The sequence below is a fragment of the Streptomyces sp. SudanB182_2057 genome, from assembly GCF_964272715.1.
Lineage (GTDB): Bacteria > Actinomycetota > Actinomycetes > Streptomycetales > Streptomycetaceae > Streptomyces > Streptomyces rubradiris.
In genome coordinates, this window is sequence record NZ_OZ186798.1 from 6,958,595 (window position 1) to 6,971,799 (window position 13,205).

11 protein-coding genes are annotated in these 13,205 nt (G+C 74.0%); 8 read left to right on the forward strand and 3 right to left on the reverse strand.

Annotation, left to right across the window (positions count from 1 at the left end):
• Window positions 1-70: 70 nt before the first annotated feature.
• The 7 genes from ACSURM_RS30950 to ACSURM_RS30980 all read left to right on the forward strand — a co-directional run bounded on the left by ACSURM_RS30950 (window position 71) and on the right by ACSURM_RS30980 (window position 9,953).
• A complete protein-coding gene (locus tag ACSURM_RS30950) occupies window positions 71-1,234 on the forward strand; it encodes an exonuclease SbcCD subunit D (RefSeq protein WP_436959059.1) in 1,164 nt (387 codons plus the stop codon).
• On the forward strand, window positions 1,231-4,263 hold the full coding sequence (locus tag ACSURM_RS30955) for an AAA family ATPase (protein WP_436959060.1): 3,033 nt from the start codon (window positions 1,231-1,233) through the stop codon (window positions 4,261-4,263). Before ACSURM_RS30950 ends, ACSURM_RS30955 begins: the two co-directional genes overlap by 4 nt.
• 180 nt (window positions 4,264-4,443) lie before the next feature.
• Window positions 4,444-5,406 (forward strand): quinone oxidoreductase family protein, encoded by a 963-nt coding sequence (locus tag ACSURM_RS30960; protein ID WP_436959061.1) that lies wholly within the window; start codon window positions 4,444-4,446, stop codon window positions 5,404-5,406.
• An 80-nt stretch (window positions 5,407-5,486) separates the two neighbouring features.
• Window positions 5,487-6,089 carry a TetR/AcrR family transcriptional regulator gene (locus ACSURM_RS30965; RefSeq protein ID WP_436959062.1) on the forward strand — a complete coding sequence of 201 codons (603 nt, stop codon included), beginning with the start codon at window positions 5,487-5,489 and terminating at the stop codon, window positions 6,087-6,089.
• 207 nt (window positions 6,090-6,296) lie between these two features.
• On the forward strand, window positions 6,297-7,655 hold the full coding sequence (locus ACSURM_RS30970) for a cytochrome P450 (protein ID WP_436959063.1): 1,359 nt from the start codon (window positions 6,297-6,299) through the stop codon (window positions 7,653-7,655).
• A 32-nt stretch (window positions 7,656-7,687) separates the two neighbouring features.
• Window positions 7,688-8,761 (forward strand): terpene synthase family protein, encoded by a 1,074-nt coding sequence (locus ACSURM_RS30975; RefSeq protein WP_436959064.1) that lies wholly within the window; start codon window positions 7,688-7,690, stop codon window positions 8,759-8,761.
• Window positions 8,754-9,953 (forward strand): cytochrome P450, encoded by a 1,200-nt coding sequence (locus ACSURM_RS30980; protein ID WP_436959065.1) that lies wholly within the window; start codon window positions 8,754-8,756, stop codon window positions 9,951-9,953. The genes ACSURM_RS30975 and ACSURM_RS30980 overlap by 8 nt, the downstream gene beginning before the upstream one ends.
• Here the strand turns inward: ACSURM_RS30980 and ACSURM_RS30985 are convergent.
• Window positions 9,943-10,863, reverse strand: coding sequence for an aminoglycoside phosphotransferase family protein (locus ACSURM_RS30985; RefSeq protein WP_436959066.1), 921 nt, complete (start codon window positions 10,861-10,863; stop codon window positions 9,943-9,945). The genes ACSURM_RS30980 and ACSURM_RS30985 overlap by 11 nt on opposite strands.
• A gap of 37 nt (window positions 10,864-10,900) precedes the next feature.
• Window positions 10,901-11,347: an Lrp/AsnC family transcriptional regulator gene (locus ACSURM_RS30990; RefSeq protein ID WP_289965690.1), complete on the reverse strand. Its 447-nt coding sequence runs from the start codon at window positions 11,345-11,347 to the stop codon at window positions 10,901-10,903.
• A gap of 95 nt (window positions 11,348-11,442) precedes the next feature.
• Here ACSURM_RS30990 and ACSURM_RS30995 point away from each other — a divergent pair, with 95 nt between their 5' ends.
• Entirely contained in the window at window positions 11,443-11,919 is a 477-nt protein-coding gene (locus tag ACSURM_RS30995) for a rhodanese-like domain-containing protein (RefSeq protein WP_436959067.1), read from the forward strand.
• An 18-nt stretch (window positions 11,920-11,937) separates the two neighbouring features.
• On the opposite strand, the gene ACSURM_RS31000 is transcribed toward ACSURM_RS30995, so the two are convergent.
• Entirely contained in the window at window positions 11,938-13,182 is a 1,245-nt protein-coding gene (locus ACSURM_RS31000) for a cytochrome P450 (RefSeq protein WP_436959068.1), read from the reverse strand.
• Window positions 13,183-13,205: the final 23 nt, after the last annotated feature.

Below are 13,205 nucleotides of genomic sequence, written 5' to 3' on the forward strand. Positions count from 1 at the left end.
GGCGGGGGATGGCGGCCGGTGCCGGAGCGACCGGACGTGATGTCGGACCCGGCCGTTAGTCTCGGGGCCCATGAGGATCCTGCACACGTCCGACTGGCACCTCGGCCGGGCCTTCCACCGGGTCAACCTGCTCCAGGCCCAGGCCGGGTTCATCGGTCACCTCGTCACCACCGTGCGTGAGCGCGAGGTGGAGGCGGTGGTCGTGTCGGGCGACGTGTACGACCGCGCGGTCCCCCCGCTCGCCGCCGTGGAGCTGTTCGACACCGCCCTGCACCGGCTCGCGGACCTCGGCGTGCCCACGGTGATGATCTCCGGCAACCACGACTCGGCCCGCCGCCTCGGCGTCGGCGCCGGGCTCATCGACCGCGCCGGCATCCACCTGCGCACCGAGCCGTCCGCCGCAGGCACCCCCGTCATCCTCCGGGACGCCCACGGCGACGTCGCCTTCTACGGTCTGCCGTACCTCGAACCCGCCCTGGTCAAGGACGAGTTCGGCGTCGGCAAGGCCGGTCACGAGGCCGTGCTCGGCGCCGCCATGGACCGCGTCCGCGCCGACCTCGCCGCCCGCCCGCCGGGCACCCGTTCCGTCGTCCTCGCCCACGCCTTCGTCACCGGGGGCGAGGCCAGCGACAGCGAACGGGACATCACCGTCGGCGGGGTGGCCGCCGTACCCGCCGGGGTCTTCGACGGGGTCGACTACGTGGCCCTCGGCCATCTGCACGGCTGCCAGACCATCACCGAGCGCGTGCGCTACTCCGGCTCGCCGCTCGCCTACTCCTTCTCCGAGGCCGGCCACCGCAAGAGCATGTGGCTGATCGACCTGGACGCGGACGGCTCGGTCGCCGCCGAGCGCGTCGACTGCCCGGTGCCGCGCCCCCTCGCCCGTATCCGCGGCCGCCTCGACGACCTCCTCGCCGACCCGGAGCTGGACCGCCACGAGGACGCCTGGGTCGAGGCCACCCTCACCGACCCGCTCCGCCCCGCCGAGCCCATGGCCCGCCTCACCGCACGCTTCCCGCACACCCTCAGCCTGGTCTTCGCCCCCGAACGGGCCCCCGACGACCCCCGCGTGTCGTACGCCCGGCGGCTCGCGGGCCGCAGCGACGAGCAGATCGCCCAGGACTTCGTCGCCCATGTGCGCGGCGCCGGACCCGACGCCGCCGAGACCGCCGTGCTGCGCGAGGCGTTCGACGCCGTGCGCGCCGACCACACCGTGCGGGAGGTGGCCCGGTGAGGCTGCACCGGCTCGACATCACCGCCTTCGGGCCCTTCGGCTCCACCCAGCGCGTCGACTTCGACGCGCTGTCCGGCGCCGGGCTGTTCCTGCTGCACGGCCCGACCGGCGCGGGCAAGACCTCCGTCCTGGACGCCGTGTGCTACGCCCTCTACGGCTCGGTCCCCGGCGCCCGGCAGAGCGGCCAGGGCATGCACCTGCGCAGCGACCACGCCCCGCCCGGCACCCGCACCGAGGTCCGCCTCGAACTCACCGTCGCCGGCCGCCGCCTGGAGATCACCCGGCAGCCCCCGTGGGAGCGGCCCAAACTGCGCGGCAAGGGCCTGACGGTCGACAAGGCCCAGACCTGGCTGCGCGAGTACGACGCCCGGGCCGGCTCCTGGAAGGACCTCAGCCGCTCCCACCAGGAGATCGGCGCCGAGGTGGAGCACCTGCTCGGCATGAGCCGCGAGCAGTTCTGCCAGGTCGTCCTGTTGCCCCAGGGCGACTTCGCCCGTTTCCTGCGTGCCGACGCCGAGGCCCGGGGCAGACTCCTCGGCCGGCTCTTCGACACCCGGCGCTTCGCCGACGTCGAGAAGCGCCTCGCCGAACGCCGCCGCGCCACCGAGGCACGCGTGCGCGAGGGCGACACGGCCCTGCTCGCCGACGCCCACCGCATGCAGCAGGAGGCCGGCGACGCCATGGAGCTGCCCGACCCGGACCCCGGCGACCCCGGGCTGGCCGAGGCCGTCCTCGGGGCCGCCGCCGTCGCCCGCAGCACCGCCCGGGAACGCCTCGACATCGCCCACTGCCGCCTCGCCGCCGCCGAGTCCGCCCACGCCGCCGCCCGGCACGCCCTGGACGAGGCCCGTGAACTCGCCCGGCTGCAAAGCAGGTTCGCCGCGGCCCGGGAGCGCGCCGAACGGCTCACGGAACGGGCCGACGCCCACCGCGAGGACCAGGAGCGGATGGAGCGGGCCCGCAAGGCGGAGACCGTCGCGCCCGCGCTGGAACTGCGCGAGGCGGCCGACCGGGAACACCGCGAGGCGGCGGAAGCCGAGGCACGGGCACGCGGGGCGCTCTCCGACGTGTACGTCCACGGGGATGCCGACGGGCATGGGGACGTCGGCGCGTACGAGGGTGCCGGCGCGAGTGGGCTCGCCGCCGCCGCCCGTCGGGCCGCCGAGGAGCTCGGCGGGCTGGACGCGGCCCGGCGCGCCGAACGCCGGCTCGCCGAACTCGCCGAGGAGCGCGCCGGACTCGACCGGCAGGAGCGGGCCGACGAGGACGTCCTGCGCGAGGCCGACGCCTGGCTCGACGGCTGGGACGCCACCCGCGCCGCCCTCCAGGCCCGGCTCGACTCCGCCCAGGAGGCCGCCACCCGCGCCGAACAGCTCGCCGTGCAGCGCGAGCCCATGCGGCGCCGGCTCGACGCGGCCCGCACCCGCGACCGGCTCGCCGCCGACCTCGCACAGGCCCGGCAGCGCGCGGACGACTCCCGCCGGGGCGCCCTGGACGCCCGCGCGCACTGGCTCGACCTGAAGGAACAGCGGCTGGCAGGCATCGCCGCCGAACTGGCCGCCCACCTCACCGACGGCGAGCCCTGCGCGGTCTGCGGCGCCACCGAACACCCCGCGCCCGCGCGCAAGGCCGTCGGGCACGTCGACCGCGAGACCGAGGACCGCGCCCTCGCCGCCTCCCAGCGGGCCGAGGAACGGCACACCGGCGACGAGCGGCGGCTCGCCGAGGTCCGTGAGGCACTGGCCGCCGCCACCGCCGAGGCCGGCGACACCCCCACCGAACGTCTCGCCGCCGAGGCGGACCACCTGGAGCGGGAGTACGCCCGCGCCCGCCACGACGCCTCCGCCCTGCACGCCGCCCAGCAGGAGCTGCGGCGCGCCGAGCAGGAGCGCGAGCAGCGGCTGGCCGACCGCCAGCAGGCCGCCGTACGGGCCGCCTCCCGGCTCACCCGCCGCGAGACCCTGGAGCGTGAACAGGCGCTGCTGGAAGCGGAGGTGGAGCAGGCGCGGGGCGGCCTGGACAGTGTGGCGGCGCGCGCGGCACAGCTGGAGCGGCTCGCGGCACGGCTCACCGAGGCCGCCGACGCCGTCCGCGCCGCCGAGGACGCCGCCCAGCGGCTGAAGGCGGCCGACGCCCGCCTCGCCGACGCCGCCTACCGGGCCGGTTTCGCCACGCCCGCTGCCGCCGCCGCGGCCCTGCTGGACCCCGCCGCCCACCGCGAACTCCAGCACCGCCTGGACTCCTGGCAGCAGGAGGAGGCCGCGGTCCGCGCGGTCCTCGCCGAACCCGGTACCACGGCGGCGGCCCAGCTGCCGCCCGCCGACCCGGCCGGCGCCGAGCTGGCGGCTGCCGCCGCCGAACGGCGGCTGCGCGAGGCCGGCTCCGCCCGCGACGCCGCCGCCCGCTGCCGCGCTGAACTGGACCGGCTGTCCGCGCGGGCCATCGAGGCGGTGCGCCGGCTCGCCCCGCTGCGCGCGGAGCACGACCGGGTGGCCCGGCTGGCGGCCCTCACCGCGGGCACCTCCGCCGACAACGAACGCAGGATGCGCCTGGAGTCGTACGTCCTGGCGGCCCGGCTGGAGCAGGTCGCCGCCGCCGCGACCGTCCGCCTCCAGCGCATGTCGTCCGGCCGCTACACCCTTGTCCACTCCGACGACCGCACGGGACGCGGACGCAGCGGGCTCGGCCTGCACGTGGTCGACGCCTGGACCGGACGGGAACGGGACACCGCGACACTGTCCGGCGGGGAGACCTTCTTCGCCTCCCTCGCGCTCGCCCTCGGCCTCGCCGACGTCGTCACCGAGGAGGCGGGCGGCGTCCGCCTGGACACCCTCTTCATCGACGAGGGGTTCGGCAGCCTGGACGACCAGACGCTGGACGAGGTGCTGGACGTCCTGGACGGCTTGCGTGAACGCGACCGCAGCGTGGGCATCGTCAGCCACGTCGCCGACCTGCGGCGGCGGATCCACGCCCAGCTGGAGGTCGTGAAGGGCCGCTCGGGTTCCGCACTGCGGCAACGGGGCGTCTGACCGGGCGGGCCGGGGCGCGTACCCCGGCCCGCCCGCCGGTACCCGGGCGGCGGATGTCCGGAGCCGGCCCGCTCGACGCACCGGACCGCGCGTTTTTTGGACTTGCCGGTCCAATTTCGCCGACCTACGGTGCAGTCGTTCCCGCCCCGCACACCCGCTCACGCAGAGAGGCTGGCACCCATGCACGCGATCCGGATCGAGGAGCACGGCGGCCCCGAGGTCATGCGCTGGACCGAACTGCCCGACCCGTCACCCGGCCCCGGCGAGGCGCTGGTCCGGCTGGGCGCCGCCGGCGTGAACTACATGGACGTCGGCGCCCGTGCCCAGGGCGGTCCGGGCTGGGCGGCGCCCACGATCCTCGGCGTCGAGGGCACGGGCCGTGTCACCGCCGTCGGCGACGGGGTGCGGGACCTGGCCATCGGTGACCGGGTGGCCTGGTTCTACCACCCCGGCAGCTACGCCGAGCTGCTCGCCGTTCCGGCGGACTCGCTGGTCAAGGTGCCCGACGGCATCAGCGACGAGACCGCCGCCGCCGTGATGATGCAGGGCCTCACCGCCGGCCACCTGAGCACCGAGACCTACCCGGTGGGTCCGGGCGACACCGCCGTGGTGCACGCCGCGGCGGGCGGCGTCGGCCAGTTGCTCACACAGATGATCAAGGCTCGCGGCGGCCGGGTCATCGGCCTGGTCTCCCGCGAGGAGAAGGCACCCCTCGCCAAGGAGGCCGGCGCCGACCACGTCCTGGTCCACTCCGGGGGCGGCTTCGAGGAGCAGGTCAGGCAGCTCACCGGCGGACGGGGCGCCGACGTCGTCTACGACGGCGGCGGCGCCGGCACGTTCCGCTCCTCCCAGCTGGCCCTGCGCCCCCACGGGGTGCACGCCTACTACGGCCCCTTCATGGGCGTCCCCACGTTGCGCCCCACCGACCTGCCCAACAGCATCCTGCTGACCTACCCCGTGGTGCACCACCACGTCGCCACCCGCGAGGCCCTGCTGCGGCGGACCGGGGAGGTGTTCGACCTGGTCCTGGCGGGGCGGCTCGCCCCGCGCGTCACCGGCCGCTACCCGCTCGCGGACGCCGCCCGCGCCCACGCGGACCTGGAGTCGCGCCGCACCACCGGCAAACTGCTCCTCCTGCCCTGACCGGCCGTCACCCGGCGCGGCCCCGCCCACCGCGCCCCATCCGTCCGCATGGAACACACCAGCTCGCACCGGGAGGACCCGTGCCGTTGACCCGCAAGGGCGCCGCGACCAGGCGGCGCATCATCGAGGGCGCCGCCGACCAGATCCGCGAACAGGGCGTGTTCTCGGTGCGGTTGGAGGACGTCATGGCCCGCACGGCGACCAGCAAGAGCCAGCTCTTCCACTACTTCCCCGGCGGGAAGGACGAACTGCTCCTGGCCGTCGCCCGGCACGAGGCGTCCCGGGTGATCGACGAGCAGCAGCCGGAGCTCGGCTCCCTCACCTCCTGGGCGGCCTGGCGGCAGTGGCGGGACAAAGTCGTCGCCCGCTACCGGGCGCAGGGCAGCGACTGCCCCCTCCACACCGCCCTCGCCCAACTGGGCGGGGCCACCGATGCCACCAGGACCGTGGCCGGCGAACTGCTCGGCCGGTGGCAGCACGAACTCGCCGCGGGGATCCGGCACATGCAGGGCGGCGGTGAGATCGACCCGGCACTCGACGCCGACCGAGAGGCCGCTGCCCTGCTGTCCGGCATCCAGGGCGGCGTGCTGATCCTCATGTCCACGGGCAGCCTCACCCACCTGGAGGCCGCGATCGACCTGGGCATCGCCCACCTCCGCGCCTCCGCCCGCCGCGACCGCTGACGACCTCCGCGACCGGACGGGGACCATGACCTACCGCCCGACTCACTCCGGTGTGATCGGCGGGCCCACTCGCGCAGTCACATGACTGATGCGCCACGGGTGATCGTCGAGCACAGTGGGGCCGACGCCGTCGCCGTACGGCCCACCGGAACGACGCCACCTGTGGCGCCCGTACGTACCCGGTCCACTTCGGAGAGGTCCCTGCTCATGCGCTCCACCACCGCTCCAGCGGCGGCGCCCGTCGTGCCGGGCCGCCTCCCCTTCCTCGGCCACCTTCCGCAACTGGCCTTCAGACGGGTCGACTTCCTGCAATCGGTCAGGGCGCGGGGCGACATCGTCAGGATATTCTTCGGGAACCGCCCGGTGTACGTCCTGAACTCCCCGGCGGCCGTCCACGACGTCCTCGTCACGCAGGGCAGGAAGTTCGGCAAAGGACTGCTGTTCGACGTCGCGCGGCCCTTCATCGGGAACGGCATCATCACGTCCGAGCGCGATGTCCACCGGCGTCAACGGCGGGCGCTCCAGCCCGCTTTCCACCGCGACAGCATCGCCGCGTGCGTCGGCACGATGACCGGCATCGCCGAGGAAGAGGTGTCGGCCTGGGAACCGGGCGAGGTGATCGCCATGGACCTGGTGATGCGCCGGATGATGACGGGCATGCTCGTCGCCACCCTGTTCAGCACCGAACGCCCGGACGGCGCCGCGGGCGTGGCCGAGTTGGGGGAGCGGGTCGCTGAGCACCTGACCACGCTGATGCGCGGGGTCTTCGTGGGCACTGTCCTGCCCGCGCGGATCGCGTCCTCACCCCTGCTGGGCCACCGCCGGTACCTGGCCGCGGCCGCGGCGCTGCGCGAACTCGCCGACGCCGCCGTCCGGCAGGCCCGGCGGGATCCCGCCGACCGCGGCGACCTGTTGTCGGTCATGTTCGCCGGCACCCCCGGCAATCCGCGGGGGATGACCGACGAGGAGGCCCGCGACGAGCTGCTGTCCCTGCTCATGGCCGGTGCCGAGACCACGTCGACCACCCTGTCCTGGGCGCTCCACGAACTCGGCAGGCGCCCGGAGATCACCGAGCGGATCAGAGCCGAGTGCGCCGCGCTCCCCGCGGACGCCCTGCCCGGCGCGGCGACGCTCCCCCTCACCGACCGGTTCCTCCGGGAGGTGCTCCGCCTGCACCAGCCCAACTGGCTGCTCATGCGGCGCGCGTCGGAGCCGGTGCGGGTCAGCGGCGTCGAACTCCCGAAGGGCGCCGAGCTGATCTACAGCGCGGTGACGATGCACCGGGACCCGGCGTACTTCCCGGATCCCCTGCGGTTCGATCCGGACCGGTGGCTCGGCCGTACCGAGAAGGACCTTCCGCCGGGCGCCTACGTCCCGTTCGCCCTGGGCAACCGGAAGTGCGTCGGGGACCACTTCGCGATGACCGAGATGCTGGTCGTCCTCCGCGCGATCGTCTCGCGGTGGCGACCGCGGCCGGTCCCGGGGCGCCGGGTCCGGCCGGTGGTCCAGGCGCTGATCCGGCCCAACGCGCTGCCCATGCGCGTCTCACCCTGGCCGGCCCGCTGATCCGGCCCCCCTGTTCGGAGGTGCGACCCACCATGACATCGACGGCAGCGGCGACCGTACCCGCGACCGGATCCGTCACCGAGGACGGTTCCGGGACCCGGGCCCCGGTCCGCGTCCCTTTCCCCCGCCGGATCAGTACCGACTTCCGGCCCGCCCACGAACGCCACCTCGCCTGGCCCAAGTCCTTCGGCTTCCTGTCCTCGCGAGAGGAGGAGACCCATCACCTCAAGGGCCAGTTCCCGCTGATAGCGGCCATGTTCTATCCGAACGCGACCGGAGCCGAACTGGACCTCGGGGTCGACCAGCAGAGCTGGTACTTCCTGTTCGACGACGCACTCGACGAACAGTGGGGACTCTCGCCCGAGCGGGTCCGCCACCTCGTCGGACTCGTCAAGGAGGGCATCGGCGGCGAGGCGTCCCCGCTGCCCCTGGCCGGTGCCTTCGCGGACATGCGACGACGCAGCTGCCGGGACATGCCCGAGGACTGGATCCGGCGGTCCGCCGCCCACTGGTCCTCCTACCTGGACCACCATGTCCACGAGGCGCACAGCCGGCACACCGGCACCCCCATGCCGCTGAGCACGTATCTGCGCGTACGGCGCCACACCATCGGCGTGGCCCCGGTCATCGATCTCGCCGAGCGCCTGTCCTCCTGCGTCCTCCCGGACCACCTGTACGCGCTGCCGCACCTGTCGATCATGCGCGAGATGACGAAGACGTTCATCATCTGCGACAACGACATCGTCTCCCTGGACAAGGACGCGGCCCTGGGGGAGCGGAACAACCTCGTGCTCTGCCTGGAACGGGAGTACGGGATCTCCCGGCAGGAAGCGGTCGAGAAGGCCCTTCGCCGCCAGGAAGAGGCCCTGGAGCTGTTCACCGGCGCCCACCGCGCCCTACTCGGTGCCACGGCCACGAGCCCCCTCGACCCGGGCGAACGCGACCTGCTGCGGCGCTACTGCACCGAGGCACTGCAGACCACCCTCCGCGGCGCCTACGACTGGCACCACGCCTCCACCCGGTACCGCGCACAGGCCGGCGCGGACCGCCACGACACGACGGCGTTCCCAGGACCGGCACAGTCGAGGAGCATGCGGCATGCCTGACCGGCGTTCAGCGTCCTTCGTGGCCTCCGAACGGGACCGGGCCTGCCCGTTCGACCCGTCACCCGACCTCCTGCGCATGCGCGACGAGGGCGGCCCGCATCGGCTGCGTGTCTTCCACCCGGTGCGCGGCGAGATCGACGCCGTGGTCCTCACCAGGTACAGCGACGTCCGGGCCGCGTTCGCGGACGAACGCCTGGTGACGGGCGACGGCATCGACCCGGCGCTGCCGCGCACCCTGTACAACCACCCGGGTTTCCTGCCCGCGTACAGCGGCCCGGACCACGCCCGCCTGCGCCGCATGCTCACCGGCAGCTTCACCGTCCGCCGGATCGAGCGACTGCGGCCCGCGATCGAGACGATCGTCTCCGACCACCTCGACGCCATGGCCGACCACGGCCCCGTCGTCGACCTGGTCCAGGCGTTCGCCCTGCCCGTCCCCTCACTGGTGATCTGCGAACTGCTCGACGTCCCGTACGGGACACGGTCCATGTTCCAGCGCTGCTCCCAAGTGATCATGGACGGGACGGCCGACGCCGACCGCCTGGTGGCCGCCTCGGCCGAACTGAACGCGGCGATGGCGGACATCGTCACCCGCAACCGGGCGACCCCCGGGGACGGAGTGCTCGGCACGGTGGTGCGGGAGCACGGCGCGGAGCTCACCGACGACGAACTCATCGGCTTCGGCACCACCCTCCTCGTCGGGGGACACGAGACCACGGCGACCATGCTCGCCCTGAGCGTGCCGGCACTCCTCCGCGATCCGGACCAACTCGCCTCCCTCCGCGACGATCCCGCGGTCGCGGGGACAGCCGTGGAGGAACTCCTGCGCCATCTCGCCATCCCGGCACCACTCCTGCGCACGGCCGTGGCCGACATCGACCTCAACGGCAACAGGATCGACGCGGGCGAGCACGTACTGCTCTCCCCGCTGACCGCGAACCGCGACCCCCGCCTCGTCCCCGAGCGCCCCGACGACCTCGACCTCCGCCGCCGCCCGGTCGCCCAGCTGTCCTTCGGCTTCGGCGTCCACCAGTGCCTCGGCCAGCAACTGGCGCGGCTGGAGCTGAAGATCGCCCTGCCGGCCCTGCTCCGCCGCTTCCCCACCCTCGCACTCGCCGCCCCCGAAACGTCCCTCCGCTTCCGCCAGGGCTCGACGGTCTACGGCGTGGAGTCCCTCCCCGTCACCTGGTGACCGACGGCCCGCCGGCGGCGAGGGCGACGAGGAACCCGGTCCCCGCGTCGCACCGGCCCCCGCACACGCGGGGGATCGCGACGAGGGGCGCCAGGGCCCGGCACCAGGACGACACCCGATCGGGATCCTGGCCGGGAACCATGCCCGCCAGTTCCCTGATCCTGTCCTCCAGCGCGTCGAGGCTCAGGACGCCGTCGAGCACCCAGTCCACGGCATCGAAGTCGGGGTCGCCCCACGCGGGCCTGGGATCGATCGCCACCATGCGGCCGTCCGGACCCGACAGCACGTTGCCCGGGTGCAGATCACCGTGCACGAGACGTGTGGGCCCACCGGCGGCAAGCCCGAGCGCCGCCTCCCGGGCCCGCGCCAGGACCGCCGGAGCGAAGAGACCTTGCCTGCCCGCTGCCGTCAGCATGCTGTCCGCCAAGTCGAACAGGAAGGCGACCCGGTGCGACAGAGGCTTCAGCACTGAGTGCTCTCCCGGTGCGTGAGCGGCGGACCGGAGCTCCGTCAGCAGGGGGGCGACGTCCGACAGCTCCCAGGCGAGTTTCCCCAGGGGCACGCCGGGCGCCACGTCCTGGAGCAACAGGGCCCCGAGGGCGAGGTCCTGTGCCAGCAGGGTGACGACCGACGGCGTTCCCGCCCAGGCCCGCAACGCCTCGGCCTCCTCGGCGGCGATCGTGTGCTCCGGCGTGAGCTTCAGCCACACCGGGGCACCGGTCCCGCGCCTCGTGCAGCGGAACACCCGCGACGTGCCTCCCCCGCCCGCCGCCAGGACGTCCAGGTCCCAGCGGGCGGCCAGTCCGGCGACGAGACCGGGGAGGCCGTCGCACCAGGGGAGCACCCCGGGGCCGAACCGGACCACCAGCCGGTCCCGGATGTCCGGGGTGACGCAGGCCAAGTCCCTCAACGCGCCCTCCGGAGCCGGCCGGTGCCGATCGAGGGGCCTAGCGGCCCAGGGGGCGGCGCGGCAAGGGGGAGGAGTACACCACGCTGGTGGTCACCGAGCCGAGCGCGCCGATCCTGCCGGAGACTTCCTCCAGGTGGGACATCGACCGTGCGGCGACCTTGATGACGAAGCAGTCGTCGCCCGTGACGTGGTGCGCCTCCAGGATCTCGGGGGTCGCCGCGACCAGGTCGTGGAAGGGCTTGTAGTTGCCGTTCGGATAGCGCAGCCGCACGAACGCCAGGATCGGCAGGCCCAGCCGCTCGGGGTCGACCACCGCCGCGTACCCCTGGATCACGCCCGCCTCCTCCAGCCGCCGTACCCGTTCGGTGACGGCGCTCGGCGACATGGACACGGCGCGCGCCAGCTCGGCGTAGCTGGAGCGTCCCTCGCGCTGGAGGACTTCGAGGATGCGCCAGTCGGTGGCGTCCGGGGAATACACGGTCATCCGGGATGGATAGCAGGGAAAACCCCGGCGGGACAAGGGGAAGCCCGTGGATCGGCCCTTCAGGGCGGCGTCCTGCGGACCGTAGATTTCCAGTCATGATCAACACCGCTTCCGAGAACCCCGTCCTGCGGGTCGCCCCCGCCGCCCCCGCCGAGGCCGCCGCCTACTTCCGGGCGAGCCTCGCCTTCCACGCCGACGTCTCCGACGTGGCCTCCGCGCTCGCGGCCGGCGGCGATCCCGGATTCGTCGTCGTGGACACCCGCTCCACCGCCTCCTGGGACCAGGGCCACGTCCCCGGCGCCGTCCACCTGCCGACCGCGCTCATCCCCGAGCAGGCCGAACGGCTCCTCGACACGTCCGTGCCCGTGGTCACGTACTGCTGGGGCCCCGGCTGCAACGGCGCCACCCGCGCCGCGCTCGCCCTCGCCGAACTCGGCTACCGGGTCAAGGAGATGCTCGGCGGCTTCGAGTACTGGGCGCGCGAGGGCTTCGCCTACGAGACCTGGCAGGGCCCGGCCCGCCGGGACGCCGACCCGCTGACCGCCCCCGTCGACGGCGACTGCGGCTGCTGAACACGCCCGGCCCGGTGTTCAGCGCAGCCCGTCGAAGGCGACGTCCAGATGGCGGGGCCCGCGCAGCACGGCGTTCTCCCGGTACGGCGGCGGGTCCTCCACCAGGCGGGGGTTCTCCAGCCGCCGGGCCAGCTCGGACAGCGCGATCTGGGTCTCCAGACGGGCCAGGGGGGCGCCGAAGCAGCTGTGGATGCCGCTGCCGAACCCGAGGTGCCGGATGTCCCGCCGGTCCGGGTCGAACCGGTCGGGGTCCGCGAACCGCTCCGGGTCCCGGTTGCCGGCGGCCAGCATCAGCCAGATCCGCGAGCCCTTCGGGATGGTGACCCCGCGCACCTCGATGTCGGTGATGCAGGTGCGCTGCGGCACGAGCTGCACCGGCGGTTCGTAGCGCAGCAGCTCCTCCACGACGGGGACCGACAGCCCCGGGTCCTCCCGCAGCCGCCCGAGGAACTCCGGGTGGCGCAGCAGGGTCAGCATGCCGTTGGTGATCAGGTTGACCGTCGTCTCGTGACCGGCGATCAGCAGCAGCACCGAGGTGCTCAGCACCTCCATCATCGTCATCGAACCGTCCGGGCCCCGGCTGTTGACCAGGTCGGACAGCAGGTCGTCGCGGGGTTCCCTGGCCCGCTCCTCGACCAGCCCGGACAGATACATGCCGAGCCGCATCCGCGCCTCCTGGGCGCTCTGCCGGTACTCCGCCTCCTGCGGGCCGCCCGGCCGCTTCTCCGGGTCCAGGCTCGCGACCAGCGGGTCCACCCAGGTGCGGAAGGTCGGCTCGTCCTCCCGGGGCACCCCGAGCAGCCGGCAGATCACCGTCACCGGGAAGGGGTAGGCGAACTGGTCGACCAGGTCGACCCGGCGGGCGTCGCCGAAACCGTCGATCAGCTCCGTGACGATCTCCCGCATCGCGCCGCGCATGCCCTCGATCCGCCGCGGCCGGTGCGGCGGCCCGAACCCGGTGTTGGCGATGCGGCGCAGCCGGTCGTGCTCGGGCGGGTCCAGCCGCAGGAACGACGGCGGCAGCCCGCCCGTCTCCTCCGGCTCGCCCGGCCCGTCCGCCCCGGCGGCGGCCAGGTTGGCGGCGTCGGAGCTGATCCGCGGATCGTGCAGCAGCGCCTCGATGTCGTAGTACGAGCTGATGAGGTACGGGCCGTCCTCCTCCTCGTGGAGCACCGGTGTGCGGCGCAGCTCCGCGTACAGCGGATACGGGTTGGCGCGATTGCTGAAATCGGTGATCTGGCGGGCCAGCGAGGCGTGCGGCATGGCGGTTCCTTGGCAGCGTCGGG